This is a genomic window from Curtobacterium sp. Leaf261, from assembly GCF_001422205.1.
In the GTDB taxonomy this organism is placed as follows: Bacteria; Actinomycetota; Actinomycetes; order Actinomycetales; family Microbacteriaceae; genus Curtobacterium.
This window is the reverse complement of record NZ_LMMJ01000012.1, coordinates 22,412-41,833: the sequence shown is the minus strand read 5'-3', so window position 1 is coordinate 41,833 and position 19,422 is coordinate 22,412. Positions and strand designations below refer to the sequence as shown.

General features: G+C 71.3%; 16 protein-coding genes. 4 read left to right on the top strand and 12 right to left on the bottom strand.

The features are described from left to right. Positions 1–35: 35 nt before the first annotated feature. Together ASF23_RS16125 and ASF23_RS16120 are read right to left on the bottom strand one after the other, a co-directional pair. Positions 36–2,135, bottom strand: a complete 2,100-nt coding sequence (locus tag ASF23_RS16125; RefSeq protein WP_055956047.1) for an oxidoreductase — start codon at positions 2,133–2,135, stop codon at positions 36–38. Continuing rightward, on the bottom strand, positions 2,132–2,956 hold the full coding sequence (locus tag ASF23_RS16120) for an SDR family oxidoreductase (protein WP_055956044.1): 825 nt from the start codon (positions 2,954–2,956) through the stop codon (positions 2,132–2,134). Before ASF23_RS16120 ends, ASF23_RS16125 begins: the two co-directional genes overlap by 4 nt. A gap of 114 nt (positions 2,957–3,070) precedes the next feature. On the opposite strand from ASF23_RS16120, the gene ASF23_RS16115 reads away from it, so the two are divergent. Next, positions 3,071–4,213: a glutamate--cysteine ligase gene (locus ASF23_RS16115; protein ID WP_055956042.1), complete on the top strand. Its 1,143-nt coding sequence runs from the start codon at positions 3,071–3,073 to the stop codon at positions 4,211–4,213. A gap of 4 nt (positions 4,214–4,217) precedes the next feature. On the opposite strand, the gene ffh is transcribed toward ASF23_RS16115, so the two are convergent. The 3 genes from ffh to ftsY all read right to left on the bottom strand — a co-directional run bounded on the left by ffh (position 4,218) and on the right by ftsY (position 7,127). After that, entirely contained in the window at positions 4,218–5,777 is a 1,560-nt protein-coding gene (ffh, locus tag ASF23_RS16110; RefSeq protein ID WP_055956039.1) for a signal recognition particle protein, read from the bottom strand. Between the two features lie 179 nt (positions 5,778–5,956). Then, complete coding sequence (locus tag ASF23_RS18725) at positions 5,957–6,118, bottom strand: hypothetical protein (RefSeq protein ID WP_200919386.1); 162 nt, start codon at positions 6,116–6,118, stop codon at positions 5,957–5,959. Positions 6,119–6,257: 139 nt separating this feature from the next. After that, entirely contained in the window at positions 6,258–7,127 is an 870-nt protein-coding gene (gene ftsY, locus ASF23_RS16105) for a signal recognition particle-docking protein FtsY (RefSeq protein ID WP_055956036.1), read from the bottom strand. A gap of 225 nt (positions 7,128–7,352) precedes the next feature. Between ftsY and ASF23_RS16100 the strand changes: the two genes are divergently transcribed. After that, positions 7,353–8,369, top strand: a complete 1,017-nt coding sequence (locus ASF23_RS16100; protein ID WP_055956033.1) for a TerC family protein — start codon at positions 7,353–7,355, stop codon at positions 8,367–8,369. Positions 8,370–8,483: 114 nt separating this feature from the next. Next, the gene (locus ASF23_RS16095; RefSeq protein ID WP_055956030.1) at positions 8,484–9,026 is read left to right on the top strand and encodes a GNAT family N-acetyltransferase; all 543 of its coding nucleotides are present in this window, start codon (positions 8,484–8,486) and stop codon (positions 9,024–9,026) included. A 103-nt stretch (positions 9,027–9,129) separates the two neighbouring features. Here the strand turns inward: ASF23_RS16095 and ASF23_RS16090 are convergent, their stop codons facing one another. From ASF23_RS16090 to ASF23_RS16060, 7 genes are all read right to left on the bottom strand, one after another. After that, positions 9,130–13,008, bottom strand: coding sequence for a chromosome segregation SMC family protein (locus ASF23_RS16090; protein ID WP_055956027.1), 3,879 nt, complete (start codon positions 13,006–13,008; stop codon positions 9,130–9,132). Positions 13,009–13,155: 147 nt separating this feature from the next. Further along, on the bottom strand, positions 13,156–14,136 hold the full coding sequence (mutM, locus tag ASF23_RS16085) for a bifunctional DNA-formamidopyrimidine glycosylase/DNA-(apurinic or apyrimidinic site) lyase (RefSeq protein ID WP_055956024.1): 981 nt from the start codon (positions 14,134–14,136) through the stop codon (positions 13,156–13,158). A gap of 6 nt (positions 14,137–14,142) precedes the next feature. Beyond that, positions 14,143–14,850, bottom strand: coding sequence for a ribonuclease III (rnc, locus tag ASF23_RS16080; RefSeq protein ID WP_156364584.1), 708 nt, complete (start codon positions 14,848–14,850; stop codon positions 14,143–14,145). 70 nt (positions 14,851–14,920) lie between these two features. Further along, a complete protein-coding gene (gene rpmF / locus ASF23_RS16075) occupies positions 14,921–15,127 on the bottom strand; it encodes a 50S ribosomal protein L32 (protein WP_055956018.1) in 207 nt (68 codons plus the stop codon). A 2-nt stretch (positions 15,128–15,129) separates the two neighbouring features. Beyond that, positions 15,130–15,831: a YceD family protein gene (locus ASF23_RS16070; protein ID WP_326999019.1), complete on the bottom strand. Its 702-nt coding sequence runs from the start codon at positions 15,829–15,831 to the stop codon at positions 15,130–15,132. 79 nt (positions 15,832–15,910) lie between these two features. After that, positions 15,911–16,393: a pantetheine-phosphate adenylyltransferase gene (gene coaD, locus ASF23_RS16065; RefSeq protein WP_055956012.1), complete on the bottom strand. Its 483-nt coding sequence runs from the start codon at positions 16,391–16,393 to the stop codon at positions 15,911–15,913. Positions 16,394–16,420: 27 nt separating this feature from the next. After that, on the bottom strand, positions 16,421–18,682 hold the full coding sequence (locus ASF23_RS16060; RefSeq protein WP_055956226.1) for an ATP-dependent DNA helicase RecG: 2,262 nt from the start codon (positions 18,680–18,682) through the stop codon (positions 16,421–16,423). Positions 18,683–18,854: 172 nt separating this feature from the next. Between ASF23_RS16060 and rsmD the strand changes: the two genes are divergently transcribed. Next, positions 18,855–19,421 carry a 16S rRNA (guanine(966)-N(2))-methyltransferase RsmD gene (gene rsmD / locus ASF23_RS16055; protein ID WP_055956009.1) on the top strand — a complete coding sequence of 189 codons (567 nt, stop codon included), beginning with the start codon at positions 18,855–18,857 and terminating at the stop codon, positions 19,419–19,421. Position 19,422 lies beyond the last annotated feature (1 nt).

Sequence of the window (19,422 nt, the reverse complement as noted above, 5' to 3'; positions counted from 1 at the left end):
CCACCAACCAGGCGGCGCGGCGCGGCGAGGAACGGTCAGGGAGCGAGTGCCCGCACGGCCTCGAGCGCCTCCGACGTCGCCCGGACGGCGTCCACGTTCCGTGCGTCGCGAGCGCCACCGACGACGGCGAACGGCAGACCCGCGGACTGGAGGGACGGTGCCAGGCCGCCCCGCGCCTCCTGGCCGGCACAGATCACCACGACATCCGCCGGGATGGTCCGTTCGACCCCGTCCTCGTCGAGGATCCGGAGGACACCGGGCTCGATCGCCCGGTAGGACCGGACTCCCCCGACGAACTTGACGCCGGCGTCGCGGAGCCGGCCGAGGGCGACCCAGCGCGAGGTGATGCCCACGCCCTGACCGAACTTGCCGGCGCGACGGAGGACCGTCACGTCGCCGCCGGGGCGGATGGTCCGGAGGGCGACCGGCTGGCGCTGGGGCAGGTCGCCGACGAGTCCGTCGAAGCCGTCGAGGTCCCACCGTGCGTCGAAGTCCCGCGCGCGCGACTGCTCGGACGGCGACTCGACGAGGAACGCCGCCGTGTCGACACCGATCCCGCCACCGCCGATGATCGCAACGGTGCCGTCGGGGACGCCGTGCGTGAGCGCGTGCTCGTAGGTGACGACGTGCGGCAGGTCGGCACCCGGGATGTCGACCTCGCGTGGCACGACCCCCGTCGCCACCACCACGGCGTCGGAGTCGGCGAGGAGCGCCGCGGTCGCGGCGACCCCGAGGTGCACGGTCGCTCCCCGTGCCCGCAGCTCCGCGGCGGCGGACCGGACGGTCGCGGCGTAGTCCTCCTTGCCCGGGACGACCGCGGCGAGCTCGAACTGTCCGCCGAGCGTCGGGGCCTGCTCCCAGAGGTGCACGGTGTGTCCGCGACGGGCGGCGTCCACCGCGGCGGCGAGCCCGGCCGGGCCACCCCCGACGACGTCGATGCGCTTGGGGTCCGTGGTCGGTGCCGCGGGGAAGGCGACCTCGCGGGCGGCACGCGGGTTGACGAGGCAGGACACGGGCTGACCGACGATCGTCCGGTCGAGGCACGCCTGGTTGCAGCCGATGCAGGTGTTCACCCGGTCGAAGTCGCCGGCGAGGCTCGTGGCCACGATCGTCGCGTCGGCGAGGAACGGCCGGGCGAGTGCGACCGCGTCGACGAACCCGCGGGCCAGGACGTCCTCGACGTCGCGGAGGTCCGTCATCCGGTTCGAGGCCAGCACGCGGACATCCGGGTGCGCCGACCCCCGGACCACCCGTGCGATGCGCTCGACGTAGGACAGCCACACCCCGTGGGGCACTGCGGCCTGCACGGTCGGGGTACTGGACTCGTGCCAGCCGACGCCGACGCTGATGCCGTCGAGTCCGGTCGGCAGGAGCTCGGCGACGAGGGTGTCCACGTCGTCCAGGGTGCTCGAGCCGGGCATTAGGTCGACACCGGAGAGCCGGATCGTCACCGCGAGCTCGGGCACCGCGTCCCGGACGGCCTGTGTGACGGCGACGGCGAACCGACGTCGACGAACGGCATCCCCACCCCACTCGTCGTCCCGCAGGTTCGTCAACGGCGAGCAGAACTGGTTGATCAGGTACCCCTCGGACGCCATGATCTCCACACCGTCGAACCCGATGGCCCGCGCGGACCGGGCCGCAGCCGCGAAGTCCTCGATCGTCCGGTCGATCTCCGCCGGGGTCAGCGCCGACGGCAGGACTCCGCGCGCTGCGGCCCACGGCAGCGCCGACGGTGCCACGGCGCGCTGCGGGTCCCCGTGGCGGTCGAGCATCCCGCCCACGAGGGCGTACCGGCCCGCGTGGAACAGCTGTGCGAGCATCGTCCCGCCGGCGGCGTGGGCGGCCGCGACGGCACGCCCGAACCGCTCGTCGGTGCCGTCGACGCCGAAGACCGCGAAGTCCGGGCCACCGCGCGCCTCGTCGCTGATCGCGATGCCTCCGGTGATGAGCAGGGCGGCTCCCCCTGCGGCGCGCTCGGCGTAGAAGGCGGCGAGCCCCGCACCACCGTCGTCGCGCACCTCGAGACCGGTGTGCATGCTCCCCATCACGACGCGATGCGGGAGCGTCAGCGGTCCGAGGGTCCACGGCGACGCCGTCGTCATGAGCCGGTCCGTCACGAGCCGGTCCGTCACGAGCGGTCCTCCGACAGGACCGCGTCCCGCAGCGGCGGCGTCGTGTCCGCCCAGAACGGCGGCGCGACGACGGTGAGGCCGCCGTCCACCGCGAGGACCTGGCCCGTGATGTAGGACGCCCGGTCGGAGAGCAGGAAGTCGACCGCGTCCGCGAGGTCGTCCGCGGTGCCCGGACGCCCGAGCGGGACCTTCGAGAGCACGGTGTCGAGCGGCGCCTGGCCGGGCACCTCGGAGTAGAAGTAGTCGAGTGAATCGGTGTCGACGACCCCGCCGTTCACCGCGTTCACCGTGATCCGCCGCGGGCCGAACTCGACCGCGATGTACCGCATGTAGGACTCGCTCATCGCCTTGGCGGCACCGAGCGCGGCGTACGTCGGGAACGCCCGGAGCGATCCGTACGAGGTCACGACGACGATCCGACCGCCGTCGTCCATGAGCTCGGCGGCACGCTGCGCGCCGAGCACGAACGACCGCGCGTTCGTGGCGTAGCTCCGGTCGAGGTGGTGCAGCCTGAGGTCCACCACGGGCTTGAACGCGCTGGCAGCGGCGTTCGCGACGAAGTGGTCGAGACGGCCGTAGGTGTCGCGGACCAGGTCGAACAGGGCGTTGATCGAGCCCTGGTCCTCGAGGTCGACCTGCGCGGTGACGCCGTCGCCGCCGGCCGCCCTGACGTCCGCGAGGGACTCATCGGCGAGGTCGGCGTTGCGCTTGTACGCGACGACGACCGTGACCCCGCGCGTACCGAGCTTCCTGGCGATCGCGCGGCCGATGCCGCGTGATGCCCCGGTGACCAGGGCGATGGAGGGGGGCGACTCTGCCACGGGTGTTCCTCACGTGTCTCGATGACGATCGCGGACGCGACCAAGGATACGGACTGCGGCCCGGCCCGGCCCGGCGTTGCGCGTGTCCGGCGACGGACCGGCAGGATTGTCGCCATGGACATCGAGTTCGCACCATCACGTCCGTCCACGCTCGGCATCGAGTGGGAACTCGCGCTCGTCGACCCGACCACGGGCGACCTCGTTCCCCGAGCCCCCGAGGTCATCCCGGCGGCGCGCAGGCGGATCGATCGCCAGGAGGCCGTGACCACGGAGCTCCTCACGAACACCGTCGAGGTGGTCACCGGCGTCCACGACACCGTCGGTGGTGCGGTCACCGACCTCGCGCGCACGGTGTCCGCGGTGTCGGACGCCGCTGCCACCCTGGGCGCAGACCTCATGTGCTCCGGCACACACCCGTTCGCACTGTGGGCCGACCAGGAGGTCACGCCGGACAGTGAGCGGTACGCGACCCTCATCGACCGGACGCGCTGGTGGGGACGCCAGATGCTGATCTGGGGCGTCCACGTGCACGTCGGGATCGACCACCGGGACAAGGCGCTCCCGATCCTCGGCGCGATGCTCGCCTTCGTCCCGCACTTCCAGGCGCTCACGGCGTCGAGCCCGTTCTGGAACGGGGACGACACGGGGTACGCGTCCAACCGGGCAATGATGTTCCAGCAGCTCCCGACCGCCGGCCTGCCGTTCCAGTTCGGTGCGTGGGCGAACTACGAGGAGATGGTGCAGGACATGGTCCGCACCGGGGTCGTCGATGACCACTCCGAGCTGCGCTGGGACCTCCGGCCGTCACCGAAGTGGGGCACCCTCGAGACCCGCGTCTTCGACGGGATCAGCACCGTCGACGAGGTCGCGACCATCGCCGCGCTGACGCAGTGTCTCGTCACGGAGTGCTCGGATCGGCTCGACGCCGGCGAGACACTCCCGACGATGCAGCCGTGGTTCGTCCGCGAGAACAAGTGGCGGGCGGCGCGGTACGGCATGGACGCCGAGATCATCCTCAACGCGGCGGGTGACGAACGGCTCGTGACGGACGACCTGCACGACCTGCTCTCGCGCCTCGAACCGACCGCGGACCGGCTCGGGTGCGTCGAGGAGCTCTACGGCCTCGAGCGGATCATCGCGGACGGCGCCTCGTACCAGCGGCAGCTCGCCGTCGCCGCGCGGCACGAGGGTGACCTCCGGGCGGTCGTACACTCCCTGGTCGGCGAGCTGCGGGACAGTCTCGGCCGCCACGCCTGACGAGCTAGCGCTTCAGGAACTTCCCGAGTGCCTGCATCTCCTCGTCGGACGGCCCCTGCTGACCCGAGGCCCCGCCGAGCCCGAACCCGCCACCGGCCGGAGCGTTGGACGGGGCAGGAGCACCGGACGCGATCGCGGCGTTCTGCTGCGCGCGCTTGGCGGGGTTGCCCGCCTTCGAGCCCTTCTTCTTGGGCTGCGGACGCTTGCCCGCGTACCCGGCACCCGGGATCGGCCCCATGCCGGGGACCTGCGGCACGCCGCCCTTGGCGACGGTCTTCATCATCTTCGCCGCCTGCTCGAACCGGTTCACGAGGGAGTTGACCTCGGTCACCGTCGAGCCGGCACCGCGCGCGATGCGGAGACGCCGCGACCCGTTGAGGAGCTTCGGGAGCGCGCGTTCCTGCGGCGTCATGGACTGGATGATCGCCTCGGTCCGGACGATCTCGCGCTCGTCGAAGTTGTCGAGCGCCTCCTTCATGCCCTTGGCTCCGGGGAGCATGCCGAGCATGCTCTTGATCGAGCCGGCCTTGCGGAGCTGCTGCATCTGCTGCAGGAAGTCGTTCAGCGTGAAGGAGTCGGTCGCGATCTTCTCGGCGACGGCACGGGCCTCGTCCTCGTCGAACGCGCTCTGCGCCTGCTCGATGAGGCTGAGGATGTCACCGAGGTCCAGGATGCGGCTCGCCATGCGGTCGGGGTGGAAGGGCTCGAAGTCGTCGAGGCCCTCACCCGTCGAGGCGAACATGATCGGCCGGCCGGTGACGCTCGCCACGGACAGGGCCGCGCCACCACGGGCGTCACCGTCGAGCTTGGACAGCACGACACCCGTGAAGTCCACGCCCTCCTGGAACGCACGGGCCGTCACGACGGCGTCCTGGCCGATCATCGCGTCGATGACGAACAGCACCTCGTCCGGGTCGACGGCCTTCCGGATGTTCGCGGCCTGCTTCATCAGCTCGGCGTCCACGCCGAGGCGGCCGGCCGTGTCGACGATGACCGTGTCGAACTGGCGCTGCTCGGCGACCTTGATGGCGTTCTTGGCGACCTTGACGGGGTCGCCCGTGCCGTTGCCGGGCTCGGGCGCGTAGACCTCGACGCCGGCCTGCTCGCCGACGACCTGGAGCTGCTGCACGGCGTTCGGACGCTGGAGGTCCGCGGCCACGAGCATCGGCGTGTGCCCGTCCTTCTTGAGCCACTTGCCGAGCTTGCCCGCGAGGGTCGTCTTGCCGGCGCCCTGGAGTCCGGCGAGCATGATCACCGTCGGCGGACGCTTGGCGAACTCCAGACGGCGCTGCTGGCCGCCGAGGATGCCGATGAGCTCCTCGTTGACGATCTGCACGACCTGCTGGGCCGGGTTCAGGGCCTTGCTGACCTCGTCCCCGAGGGCGCGTTCGCGGACGGATGCCGTGAACGCCTTCACGACCTCGAGCGCGACGTCGGCGTCGAGCAGGGCGCGCCTGATCTCGCGGACGGTGCCGTCCACGTCGGACGGCGTGAGCCGTCCCTTGGACCGCAGGTTGCGGAAGGTCTCGGTGAGCCGGTCGGAGAGTGAGCCGAATTGCGCCATGGTGCCGTCGATTCTACAAGGGTGCGTCCGCCACGGATCACCGGTCGGCCGGGAGGCGCGGATCGCGCCCGCCAGGACGGCGGGCGCGCGAGATGATCACCCCGCACACGACGATCCGCCCGGAACACCGGGATGCGGGTGTTCCGGGCGGACCGGGGTGTTCAGGACGTGCGCGGGTGCTACGCCTTGCGGCCGCGGATCGAGCGGAGGAGCCAGCCGATCACGGCGAGGATCACGAGGACGATGCCGATCCAGAGCAGGAACTTGAGGGTCGCGACGACGCCACCGAGGATGAGGAACACGACGCCGACGATGATGGCGATGATGAGCAGAGCGGGCATTGGGGGCACCTCCGGGATGAGCTGAGCCCGACGAGTGCGCCGGACCGCGCCGATGCTAGTCGTCTGTCCCCCGCACGGTTACACGGGGTACAGCCGGCACATGCGGCTGGCGACGGGCGACAGGCGACAGGCGGCCGGGTCAGCCCACGAGGTTCTGCACGAACACGTGCGGTGTGAACCCGGTCAGGTCGTTGATGCCCTCGCCCTGCCCGATGAGCTTGATCGGGATGCCCGTCTTCTCCTGCACGCTGAGCACGAACCCGGCCTTCGCGGACCCGTCGAGCTTCGTGATCACGAGCCCCGTGACGCCGGCACCCTCGATGAACGCCTGCGCCTGCGCGAGACCGTTCTGCCCCGTCGTGGCATCGAGGACGAGGAGCACCTCGGCGATCTCGGTCTGCTTCTCGACGACCCGCTTGATCTTGCCGAGCTCGTCCATGAGCCCCGCCTTGGTGTGCAGCCGGCCGGCCGTGTCGATGACGACGATCTCGATGCCCTCGCGGATCGCGGTCTCGACGGTCTGGTAGGCGACCGATGCCGGATCCTGACCGGGCTGCGACGGCCGGACGACCCTGGCGCCTGCACGCTCGGCCCATGTGGCGACCTGCTCCACGGCCGCCGCGCGGAAGGTGTCGGCCGCACCGACGACGACGGTGCGGTCGTACGTCTTCAGGAACTTCGCGAACTTGCCGATGGTCGTCGTCTTGCCGACGCCGTTCACCCCGACCACGAGCACGACGGCGGGGCGTGCGGACAGCTTCAGCGTGGTGTCGAGCTTCGACAGCCGCTCCTCGAGGACCTCGCGGAGCATCCGGTTGAGGTCGGCGGGATCGGTCGTCTGGTACCGGTCGACGCGGGCACGGAGGTCCTCGATGATCTCCTCGCTGATGTCCGGACCGAAGTCGGCCCCGATCAGCGCGGTCTCCAGGTCCTCCCACGTGGTCTCGTCGATCGTCCGTCGCTGGAACAGACCACGCAACCGACCGGACAGTGACCAGGAACTCGCCATGTTCCCAGCTTAGGGCGCGGCGCACGCGCCCGAACCCCGGTACGCTCTGAGCACGAAGGGGAGTATTCCTCCCGCGGTGGTGTCGTCAGTACGGTCCGGATCGTTCCGGGTCCGGTGCCATCGGTCATGCAGTAGTCGCCCGCAGCCAGGGTGAGCGTGACGGAAGAGACCTTCAGTCCCTGTTGCGTACCCATCGACGGTCCGCGCTCTGCACTGGAGGATCCATTGGACGTCTCACTCACCGTCTGGCTCATCACGATCGGCGGCATCCTCGCGCTGCTCGTGTTCGACTTCTACTCGCACGTCCGGACCCCGCACGTCCCGCACATCCGCGAGTCCGCGATCTGGTCGAGCGTCTACATCGCCCTCGCGATCGTCTTCGGCGTCGGGCTCTGGTTCTTCGGCGGACACCAGGCGGGCGGCGAGTACTTCGCGGGCTGGCTCACCGAGAAGGCACTGAGCGTCGACAACCTCTTCGTCTTCCTCATCATCATGACGAGCTTCGCGGTGCCGAAGGAGTTCCAGCAGAAGGTGCTGCTCGTCGGCGTCGCCATCGCGTTGATCGCCCGGGGCGTGTTCATCGGCCTCGGTGTCACGATCATCGACAACTTCTCGTGGGTCTTCTACCTCTTCGGTGCGCTGCTGTTCTGGCTCGCGTGGAGTCAGGTCAAGGGCGGGCACTCCGAGACCGAGGAGGGTGACTCCCGTCTCATCCGGATCCTTCGCCGGGTCGTCCCGACCTCGGACGACTACGACGGCGACAAGCTCACGACGCGCGTGAACGGCAAGCGGCTCTTCACCCCGATCTTCCTGGTGATGCTCGCGATCGGGTTCACGGACGTGCTGTTCGCGCTCGACTCGATCCCCGCGATCTTCGGGCTGACGCAGGACCCGTACATCGTGTTCACCGCCAACGCGTTCTCGCTCCTCGGGCTCCGACAGCTCTACTTCCTCATCTCCGGGCTGCTCGAACGCCTCATCTACCTCGGGCAGGGCCTCGCGGTCATCCTCGCCTTCATCGGTGTGAAGCTCGTCCTGCATGCACTGCACGTCAACGAGGTCCCGTTCATCAACGGCGGGGAGCACGTCGAGTGGGCCCCGGAGATCCCGATCTGGTTCTCCCTGTCGTTCATCCTCCTGACGATCGCGGTCGCGGCCACGGCCAGCCTCGTCGTGTCCGGACGCCGAGCGAAGCGCGGCGAGCCGATCGACAAGCACGCCGCGAAGTCCGTCGACGCCTGACCCCGTCCCGTCCCTCCCTTCCGCGAAACACCAACTCGGCCGGTTCTCGCAGAGGTATTGCTCTGCGAGAACCGGCCAACGCTGTGTCTTGCAGGTGGGGACTACGGTCGGGACATGCCCCGTCCACTCGCACCGCGCCTCCAGACCGAACGCCTGGTCCTCGACGCGTGGGCCGACGCGGACGAGGCCTGGTACGGCGACCTGGTCGCGGAGCGGAGCGCCGCCGCGGCCGCGCGTGGTGAGGCGGCGACACCGCGCACCAGCGGACGACCCGGCCTGGAGGCGCGACTCGCGTCGATCGCGACGCTCCGGGGCACCGTGGCCGGGTCCGGCATCCCGCTGTACCCGATCCGACGCATCCACGAACGGGACACCATCGGGTACTGCGGGCTCGTCGTGGGACGGTCGACCCCGGCCGAGCCGGAGCTGGCGTACGAGCTGTTCGAGCGGGTGCACGGCCACGGGTACGCCACGGAGGCCTCCGTCGCCGTGGTCGACGCGGCCCGCGACGCCGGGTACGAGCGGCTCTGGGCGACGATCCGGGTGTGGAACGCGGACTCGTTCCGGGTCGCGGAGAAGCTCGGGTTCGTGCGGACCGACCGCCCAGAGCCCGACGACGGCCGGGGCGGGACGATCTGGATGCGCCTGGACCTCTGACGCCTCCCCGAGCCGCGGCTCCCCTCCGCACAACACCAGGTTGGCCGCACACCACCAAGAAATATCCCTCCGCGAACCGGCCTTGTCGGTGTTCAGCGGGCGGTCAGGCTGGGACCGACGCCTGGACCCGCTGCCCGACCACGGCGCTCACCCCGTCCTGCCGCATCGACACCCCGTAGAGCGCGTCGGCGATCTCCATCGTGCGCTTCTGGTGCGTGATCACGATGAGCTGACTCGACGCACGGAGCCGTCCGAACACCGTCAGCAGCCGGCCGAGGTTGGCGTCGTCGAGCGCGGCCTCGACCTCGTCCATGATGTAGAACGGGCTCGGCCTGGCGGTGAAGATCGCCACGAGCAGCGCGATGGCCGCGAGGGACCGTTCGCCTCCCGACAGCAGCGTCAGGCGGTCGATCTTCTTGCCGGCGGGCTTCACCGTGACGTCGATGCCGGTCGTGAGGAGGTCGTCGGGGTTCGTCAGGACGATCGATCCGGATCCGCCCGGGAACAGGATGGGGAACACCTCGTCGAACGCGGCCCTGGTGTCCTCGAACGCGGACTGGAAGATCGACTGCATCTTGCCGTCGAGCTCCTCGATGATCGTGAGCAGGTCCTGACGGGTCCTGGTGAGGTCCTCGAGCTGCTCGGTGAGGAACCGGTGCCGCTGCTCGAGCGCCTGGAACTCCTCGAGCGCGAGCGGGTTCACGCGGCCGAGCTGCCCGAGGTCGCGCTCCGCGTCCCGGAGCCGACGCTCCTGCTCGACGCGGACGTAGGGCACGGTCGGGGTGTCGGCCGGGGCATCGTGGTCGTCGCCCGTCTCGTCGAGTTCCGGGAGCGCCGGACCGCCGGGCAGCGTCGAGAGTTCGGCGACGTCCGCCCCGTCGGCCAGCTCGCCGTCCGTCCCGTCGGCACCGGACCCGTCGGACCCGTCCGCCCCGGCCCCGTCCGCCCCGAGCCCGTCGGCCTCGAGCCCGTCCACCGCCGCGGCCGCAGCCCGCGCCGCCTCCCGGTGCCGCCGCGCGAGCACCCGCGGATCGATCCGCACGTCGACCGGCACCGGCACGGTCGGCCCGTACTCGGCGACGAGGACCTCCTCCACCAGCCCGAGCTCGCTGCCGACCCGTTCGAGGAGCGACGACACGTGCAGCTTCTTCTCGTAGATCTCCATCTCGAGTCCGTGCACCCCGTCGGTGACGGTCTGCAACCGGTCGCGGAGGCGCTGCTCCTCGACCCGGACCGCCTGCAGCTCGGTGTTCCGCCGGGTGCGCTCGGACTCCTCCTCGGCGAGTCGGACGCGCGCCGCCGCCACCGAGCGGTCGACCGCGTCGAGGACGATCGGCAGGTCGGCGATGACCCCCTCCGCCGACACGATCTGCCGTCGACGGATGACCTGGAGGCGCGCCTGCTCCTCGGCCGCCGCACGCTCGGCCTCCACCCGGTCGGCGAGCTGGTCGGCGCGGAGTCGCTCGGCGCGGGCCCGCTCGCGGATCGTCTCGACCTGGATCCGCTGTTCGATCTCGGCCGCCCGCGCTGACTCGAGCTCGGCGAGCAGTCCGGTGCGGGCGGAGGAATCGAGCACCGGGCGCGGCACCGCGAGGAACACCTCCCGCGCGTGTTCGGCCTCGGCCAGGGCCCGCTCGGCGTCGTCCACCGCACCGGCGGTCTCGTCGAACGAGGCCCGGAGGCGCTCCACCTCGGCCGCGGCGTTCTCGGAACGGCTGCGCGCCGACGCCGACACCCGGTCGTACTCCGCCTTCGCGGCCGATGCGGCCCGGAGCTCCCGGTCGGCCTCGTCGGCTGTGGCCCGCGCGGTCTCCGCGGCGCTCCGCGCGGCCTGGAGGCCCGTGGTCGCGTCCGACACGTCCGTCGCGACCGCGTCACGACGGGCCACCGCGTCGTCGCGCTCGGCAGCGAGTTCGAGCCGTGACGTGGTCCGGGATCCGCCGCCCGTCACGAGTGCCGCACGCACGACGTCACCGGACCGGGTGACGACGGTGGCCTGCGGGGCGGACGTCAGCAGTGCCTCCAGTGCGTCCCCGGCCACCGCGTCGTCGGCCAGCGCGTCGTCGGCCAGCGCGTCGTCGGCCAGCGCGTCGTCGGCCAGCGCGTCGGCTGCGGGACGCGCGTCGGTCCTGCCGTCGCGTCCCGGGGCGCTCTCGTCGACCACCGTGTCGGCGAGGAGCGCCGCGAGGCTCGCCGGGCCCTGGACCACGTCGAGCGCGCGACGGAACCCGGGCGGCAGGGAGGCGGGCAGCGTGGAGACGACCGACGGCGCGTCCGCGATCACGACGTCGACGCGTCCGATGTCCTGGAGGCGGGCGGCGGCGACCGCGTCGAGCGCGGCGCGGCGAGTGTCCGCGAGCACGGCGTCGGCGAGTCCTTCGAGTGCGGCGGCGACGGCGGCCTCGTACCCGGGCCGGACCTGCAGGTGGTCGGCGAGGCGGCCGACGATCCCGGGACGCCCACCGTCGATGAGCGCCTGCGAACCGTCGCGGACGTCGAGCGACAGCGACAGCGCGGTCACTCGTGCGTCCAGGGCGTCGCGCTCGCGCTCGAGGCCGTGCAGCCGCTCACGGGCGGAGTCCCTGGCGGTCTGCGCGGTCTCGAGTGTTCCGTGCGCGGCAGTGAGCCGTTCGGTCAGGGCGTCCTCGTCGACGTCGAGCACGGCGGCGTCGAAGCGGGGGTCCTCGGCGATCCCGGCGAGCTGCGCGTCGGCGCGGGCGGCACGCTCGACGGCCTCGGCGAGGGCGCGCTCACGCCGTGCGCGGTCGTTCGTCGCGGCGGTCCGTCGCGAGGTCTGCACGTCCACCCGGTTCCCGAGCTGGGATGCCTCGAGGTCGTGCCGGGCGACGAGAGCTGCCTGCGCGGCGATCTCCTCGTCGAGCGCATCGAGCGTCGTCCTGGCACGCGACACGGCCGCGGCGGCCGGGGCGAGTGCTCCGTGCAGGTCGTCGGCCCGGCCACCGAGCCGGTCGGCCTCCGCCCTGGCGTCGGCGACCATGCTCGGCGTGACGGTCGGGCCCTGCGCGGGGACGTCGGCCTGCTGCACGAGGAGGAGCAGGCGCTGGTTCGCGAGGCTCGACAGGCCGCGCAGTCGCTCCTGCACGCTCTCGAGTCCGTGCACGACGGTCCTGGCGCGGTCGACGTCATCGCCGACCATGCTCTGCTCCATGTGCTGCTGGCGGATCCGCGCCTGGTCGAGCCGCTCCTGCAGGATGATCCGCTCGCTCTTCTGCCCGGTCTCGACGGCGAGGTGCTCCGCCAGTTCACGGCGGAGGCGCACCACGTCGTCGGCCATGATCCGCGCCTTGGCGTCCCTGGCGACCGCGGCGACGGACTGGGCCTTCCGCGCGACCTCGGCCTGGCGTCCGAGCGGCTTCAGCTGGCGCCGGATCTCGCCCGCGAGGTCGGAGAGGCGGGTCAGGTTCGCCTGCATGGCGTCGAGCTTCCGGAGCGTCTTCTCCTTGCGACGACGGTGCTTCAGGATGCCGGCGGCCTCCTCGATGAACCCGCGGCGGTCCTCGGGGGTCGCATGGAGGACCCGGTCGAGCTGGCCCTGCCCGACGATCACGTGCATCTCACGACCGAGACCGGTGTCGGACAGGAGTTCCTGGACGTCGAGGAGCCGGCAGTTCTCGCCGTTGATGGCGTACTCGCTCCCACCGTTCCGGAACAGTGTCCGGGAGATCGTCACCTCGGCGTAGTCGATCGGCAGGAGGCCGTCCGCGTTGTCGATGGTCAGCGTGACCTGCGCGCGCCCGAGCGGCCCGCGGGTCGAGGTGCCGGCGAAGATGACGTCCTCCATCTTGCCGCCGCGGAGGGTCTTCGCCCCCTGCTCCCCCATCACCCATGCGAGGGCGTCGACGACGTTGGACTTCCCGGAGCCGTTCGGGCCGACGATGCACGTCACGCCGGTCTCGAACGCGAACGTGGTCGGCTGTGCGAAGGACTTGAATCCCCGGAGGGTCAGGCTCTTCAGGTACACGGACGATCCTCCTGCTGCTGGGTTGCCGTCAGGGTAGCGCGCACCCCGGCCTTTCCCTGCGCACGGTCACGGTCGGTCGGTGTGCCGGCACACCGACCGGCGGGCGTCAGGCGCGCCCGTCGGGTTGCCGGCACACGCGGGCGGGCGTCAGGCGCGCCGGACGCGCGGCGCCGGCTGGCACACCGGGCAGCGGTGCGAGGAGCGGTTCATGAACGACTCGCGCACGATCGTCGCTCCGCACCGGGGACACGGCTTGCCCTGCTGCCCGTACACCGCGAGCCGCTGCGAGAAGAACCCGGACTGCCCGTTGACGTTGACGTACTGGGCGTCGAAGCTCGTCCCGCCGTCCTCGAGGGCCCGGCGGAGGACAGCGCGGACCTCATCGAGCAGCAGCAGCAGCGTCGCCCTCGAGAGTCGTGCACCGAGGCGATCGTGGTGGAGCTTCGCGGCCCAGAGCGACTCGTCGGCGTAGATGTTCCCGATCCCGCTCACGAGCCCCTGGTCGAGGAGCAGTCGCTTGATGCCGCTCGACCGCTTGCGCGCGAGCATCACGAACCGCTCGTCGTCGAACGCGGGGTCGAGCGGATCCCGGGCGATGTGTTCGACCTGGCCGGGGACGAACCAGCGCCACGGTGCGTCCGGCTGCTCGACGTCGATCAGCCCCGCGGAGCCCGCCGGAGCTCCGTCCGCTGTCGGCACCATGCGGTCGATCGCCATCGAACCGAACGTCCGCTGGTCGACGAACTCGAGTTCGACCGGCTCCTCGCGGACACCGGCCGCGTCGGTCCAGTCCGGTTGGACCACGAGCACGATCCGTCGGTGCCGGCCCGCCGCTCGGCCTCGACCGAGCAGGATCTGCCCGCTCATGCCGAGGTGCGCCACGAGGGCTTCCGGTCCGGCACTCGCAGCCGGGTCGTCGGCGTCGTCCAGGGGCATCCACAGGAACTTGCCGCGGCGGACGGCAGCACGGATGGTCCGCCCCGTGAGCCGCTCCGCGAAGTCCCGCGCATCACCGACGTGCCGTGTGAGCGCCCTGGCGTCCACGACGTCGACCCCGAGCACGCGAGCACCGCTGACGGCGGGTTCGAGGCCGGCGCGGACCACCTCGACCTCGGGGAGTTCCGGCACCCCGACCTACCTGGACTCGAGCGGAGCGGCGTCGTCCGATCGTCCGGACAGCCGGGTCCACGCGTCGAGCGCAGCGGCCATCTCGGCGTTCTTCTTGCTCGATCCGGACCCGACGGCCACGTCGTCCCCGGAGAGCACCACGGTCGCGTGGAACGTCTTGTCGTGGTCGGGTCCGTCCTCGGTCACCCGGTACGCCGGTGCTCCGCGGCCGAGCGATGCGCTCAGTTCCTGCAGACTCGTCTTCGGGTCCATCGCGGCACCGAAGCGGTCGGGATCGACGAGGAGGGGGTGCACGAGTCGCAGCACGAGCGCCGTTGCGACGTCCGGCCCGGCCGACAGGTAGGTCGCACCGATGATCGCCTCGACGGTGTCCGCCAGGATCGACGACTTGTCGCGACCGCCCGTGAGTTCTTCCCCGCGACCGAGCTTCAGGAACCTGCCGAGCCCGATGATCCTGGCGATCTCGGCCAGCGCGACGGTCGACACCAGGCTCGCTCGACGCTTGGCGAGTTCGCCCTCGTCGACCTCCGGGAAGTCGCGGTACAGCCGCACGGTGACGGCCTGTCCGAGGATCGAGTCACCGAGGAACTCGAGCCGCTCGTTGTGCGCGACACCACCGTGCTCGTAGGCGAACGACCGGTGTGTCAGCGCGAGGTCGATCAGGGTGATGTCGACGTCGACCTCGAGCACGTCGAGGAGCTCGAGCGCACGCAGACGAGCAGCGTCCGACCCCGTCGGGCGCTTGCCCGCGGTGTCGGACGCTGGAGTCACGAGAGACCGACGATCAGACGTCGGCGACCTTGCGGCCCTTGTACTCCATGTACAGGGGCGTGCCGGCGCTGTCCTCGACGACCTTGGCGCGGTGCGGGAGGCTGTAGGTGATCTGGCCGTTGCTCTCGACGGTCTTGACGAGCGTGACGGGCGCGGCCTTCCACTGCGAACGACGGGCGTGGGTGTTGGCCCGGGACTTCTTGCGCTTCGGAACAGCCATGGTTATCTCTCTTCTGTGTCGTGATCGACGGTGTCGTGGTCGGACGTGGCACCGGGGGCACCGTGGCTGATGTCACCGTCGGTGACGTCAGCCTGGTCGTTGAGGTTCGTACGGAGCTCGGTGAGCGCAGCCCAGCGAGGGTCGATGACCTCTGGGGCATCTCGCTCGCCGACATCCGCCAGGCGTTCACCCGTGACCGGGTCCAGTCCTGGACAGTCCGGTCGGCAGACCGGTTGGAACGGGAGTGCAAGCACCACCGCGTCTCGGATCACCGGTTCACAATCCACGTGGTCATCGTGAACGAGGTAATCGAATTCCTCCGAAGCATCATACGCGAACAGTTCGGCGAAATCGACTTCGACAGGCTCGCTGATGTCGATCAGGCATCGACTGCACTGCCCGGTGGCCTCCGCGATCGCGGTGCCGGACACCAGGATGCCCTCGTGCAGGCCCTCGAGCCGGACGTCGACGTGCAGCGCCTGACCCGTGACGACCGCGATCTGGCCGGCGCCGAGGTCCTCGGGAACCGTGATGTCGAGGGTGTGCTCGCGCATCTCGCCCGGACGGTGCACGATGTCGTGCACCGGCAGGGTGTAGGGGGTGTTCACGAAATGAGGCACAAGGAGCAACCTTACCGGGGATCGGTCCCGTCCGCCAGGCGCCCGCGCGCGGCACCGGACTGGAGGGACGGTGCGGGCTGGCACCGTGCCTCCCGTCCGGCGGTCCCGCGGCTGGGACGCAGGGCGGTCTCGCGACTCAGACGTCCGGCGCGCAACCGGGTCGTCAGGCGCGGAGGGCGGCCGCGACGGCCGCGGGGACGTACGGTGCGACGTCCCCGCCGAGCGTCGCCACCTGCCGGATCAGGGAGCTCGACACGTGCGAGTTCGCGGGATCGGGCACGAGGAACACCGTGTCGACGTCTGCGAGGTCGCGGTTCACGATCGCCATGGGTGTCTCGTACGCGACGTCCTCGCCGGAGCGGACACCCTTGACGAGCACGGTCGCTCCGACCTGCCGGCAGTAGTCGACGAGCAGTCCCGCGGACCAGGTCGTGACCTCGATCCGCCCCTGGACGCCGAGCTCCGCGATCGAGGCGTGGATCAGCGCGACGCGCTCGTCGGCCTCGAACCGCGCCGGTGGCTTGTCGGGGTTGTGCACGACGAGCACGTGCACCTCGTCGAAGATCTTCGCGGCACGCCGGATGACGTCCATGTGCCCGAGGGTCACGGGGTCGAACGAACCGGGGACGACCGCGATCTGAGCCATGCGCCGACGATACCTCGGCGGGGGCGGCTAGTTCTTGCCGAGGAACGCGGCGTCCGACTCGTCGAGCCGTCTGGCGAGGGCCGCAGCGAGCTCCGGGTGTCCGGTGAGCTCCGGGTCGCGCCCCAGGACCCGCTCGGCCTCGGCTCGGGCGTCGACGATCACGTCGGCATCGCGGACGACCCGCAGCAGGGTGAGCGACGACCGACCGCCGGACTGCCGCTCCCCCAGGACGTCGCCCTCTCGTCGGAGCTCGAGATCGACACGAGCGAGCTCGAAGCCGTCGTCGGAGGCAGCGACCGCCTCGACGCGCTCCCGTGCGGTCGACTCGTCCTCGGCGTGGGTGACGAGGAGACAGACGCCCGGGTACTGCCCACGGCCGATGCGCCCCCGGAGCTGGTGCAGCTGGGACACCCCGAACCGATCGGCGTCGAGGACGGCCATCATCGAGGCGTTGGGGACGTCCACCCCGACCTCGATCACCGTCGTCGCCACGAGGACGTCGATGCGGCCGGCCGCGAACTCGGTCATGGTGCGGTCCTTGTCCTCGGCGGACATCCGGCCGTGCAGCACCGCGATGCGCCGATCCGCCAGCACGGGCATGGTCGCCATGCGCTCGGCGACCGCGAGCACCGTGGCCGGCGGGCGGCGCACTGCCGGAGCTCCGCCGTCCGGGTCGGTCGTGTCGCCCTCCGGGTCGTCCTCGGCAGCGCCCTCCTCGGCGTGGACGTCGTCGATCGCCGGGCAGACGACGAACGCCTGCCGGCCGGCGTCGAGCTCCTCGGCCATCCGCGTCCAGATCCGCGGCTCCCAGCCCGGGCGCTCGGTGAGGCCCACGGCGAACGTCTCGACCCCGGCACGACCGGACGGGAGGCCCTGGATCGTCGACACGTCGAGGTCACCGAACACGGTCATCGCGACCGTCCGCGGGATCGGGGTCGCCGTGAGGACCAGGACGTGCGGCGGGGTGCTGCCCTTCGTCCGGAGCGCCTCGCGCTGCTCGACGCCGAACCGGTGCTGCTCGTCGACCACCACGAGTCCGAGCTCGGCGAAGTCGACGCGGTCGCCGAGGAGAGCGTGCGTTCCCACCACGAGCCGCGATCCCCCGCTCGCGGCGGCCAGGAGTGCACGCTGCCGCTCCTTGGCCCCCTGGGAGCCGGTCACGATGACCGGCCGGAGCTCGGCCGCCATGTCCGGGCCGAGGAACTTGACGAGGGAGCGGAGGTGCTGGGCGGCGAGGACCTCGGTCGGGGCGATGAGCGCTGACTGTCCGCCGGACTCCGCGACGGTGAGCATCGCGCGGATCGCGACGAGGGTCTTGCCGGATCCCACCTCACCCTGCACGAGACGGTGCATCGGCCAGGACGCGGCGAGGTCGTCGGCGATCTCGGCGCCGACCGTCTGCTGGTCCTCGGTCAACGTGAAGGGCAGCGTCCGGTCGAAGCGCTCGAGGATGCCGCCCGGCTCGGCGGTCCGCGGTGTCGACGCCGTGCTGCGCGCGGCGAGTCGACGCTGCACGAGTGCGGTCTGCAGCACGAAGGCCTCGCGGTACCGCAGGGCGTCCTGGGCGCCCTTGAAGTCCGCGACCTTCTCGGGGCGGTGCAGCTGCTCGAGCGCGGTGCGGTACGGCACCAGACCGAGGCGGGTCCGGACGCTCGACGGGATCGGGTCCTCGAGCCGCGGCAGGGTGTCGAGCACGATCCCGACGGCCTTGGCGATCTGCCAGGACGACAGCGTGGACGTCGCGGGGTAGATCGGGATGGGCTGCCGCGACCAGCGGAGTGCCTCGTCCGACCCGGCGTCGGCGGTGGCGCGCGGGTCCTCGGCGTCGAAGAGCTCGTAGTCGGGGTGGGCCAGCTGCCGGGCACCGCGGTAGTCGCCGACCTTGCCCGCGAAGATCCCCCGCGCCCCCGGCACGAGGTCGTTCTTCCGCCACGCCTGGTTGAAGAACGTCAGGGTGAGGATGCCGTTGCCGTCGCCGATCCGGGCCTCGAGGATGGAGCCGCGCCTGGCCCGCATGGTGCGCTCACGGACGTCGACGACCTCGGCCACGATGGTGACCGCCTCGCCGATCGCGAGCTGGTCGAGCGCTGTGAGCGCACCGCGTTCGGCGTAGCGACGCGGCGCGTGCTCGAGGAGGTCGCCGACCGTGCGGTACCCGAACGCCTTCTGGAACGCGGTGGCGGTCCGACCTCCGAGGACGTTCGCGAGCTTGGCGTCGAGGGCGGTCCTGGCGTCGAGTTCCGATGTCGGGGCGTCGTCCGGCTCGGCCGGGGGCGCAGCCGAGGGCACCGCACCGGCTCCCGGTGCCCGAGCTGCTCCCGACGTGACCACACGGCAACGGTACCGGGCGCTGCCGACAGGTGCCGGGCCTCCCGTCCGTCTGTGGAGAACGCGTGCTCCGTCGCGGACCTGCCCTGTGGAGAACGCAGCTGTCCGCCCCGCGGGCGCTACCGTTGACCCCGTGACCCGCATCATCGCCGGAGCCGCAGGCTCCCTGACGCTCCGCGTCCCGAAGTCCGGCACCCGGCCGACCAGCGATCGCGTGCGGGAGGCCCTGTTCTCGTCGCTCGAGTCCCGTGGCCTCGTCGACGACGCCGCCGTGCTCGACCTGTACGCCGGCACCGGTGCTCTCGGACTCGAGGCCGCCTCCCGCGGTGCCACCGACGTCGTCCTCGTCGACCGGGCCGCACCCGCGGCGAGTGCGTGCCGCGAGAACGCCCGCGCCGTCAAGCAGCGGGTGCGGCACAACCTCGAACTCGACGTGCACGCGCAGTCGGCGCTCGGGTACCTCCGCGGGACCGCCCGGTCGTTCGACCTCGTGTTCATCGACCCGCCGTACGAGGTCGACGAACCCGAGATCGTCGAGGTCCTCGAGGCGCTGGTGCCCCACCTCGCTCCGGAGGCGCTCGTCGTCGTGGAGCGGAGCACGCGCTCCCCGGAGCCGGAGTGGCCAGACGGGCTCGAGGCGTGGAGCAAGCGCACCTACGGCGACACCGTGGCGTGGGAGGCCGTGCTCGTCGCACGCTGAC

Coding starts and splice junctions, on each gene's coding strand:
- rpmF (WP_055956018.1), bottom strand. CDS start 15,127: ATGGCTGTTCCGAAGCGCAAGAAGTCCCGGGCCAACACCCACGCCCGT.
- ftsY (WP_055956036.1), bottom strand. CDS start 7,127: ATGGCGAGTTCCTGGTCACTGTCCGGTCGGTTGCGTGGTCTGTTCCAG.
- ASF23_RS18725 (WP_200919386.1), bottom strand. CDS start 6,118: ATGCCCGCTCTGCTCATCATCGCCATCATCGTCGGCGTCGTGTTCCTC.
- ffh (WP_055956039.1), bottom strand. CDS start 5,777: ATGGCGCAATTCGGCTCACTCTCCGACCGGCTCACCGAGACCTTCCGC.
- coaD (WP_055956012.1), bottom strand. CDS start 16,393: ATGGCTCAGATCGCGGTCGTCCCCGGTTCGTTCGACCCCGTGACCCTC.
- ASF23_RS16115 (WP_055956042.1), top strand. CDS start 3,071: ATGGACATCGAGTTCGCACCATCACGTCCGTCCACGCTCGGCATCGAG.
- ASF23_RS16095 (WP_055956030.1), top strand. CDS start 8,484: ATGCCCCGTCCACTCGCACCGCGCCTCCAGACCGAACGCCTGGTCCTC.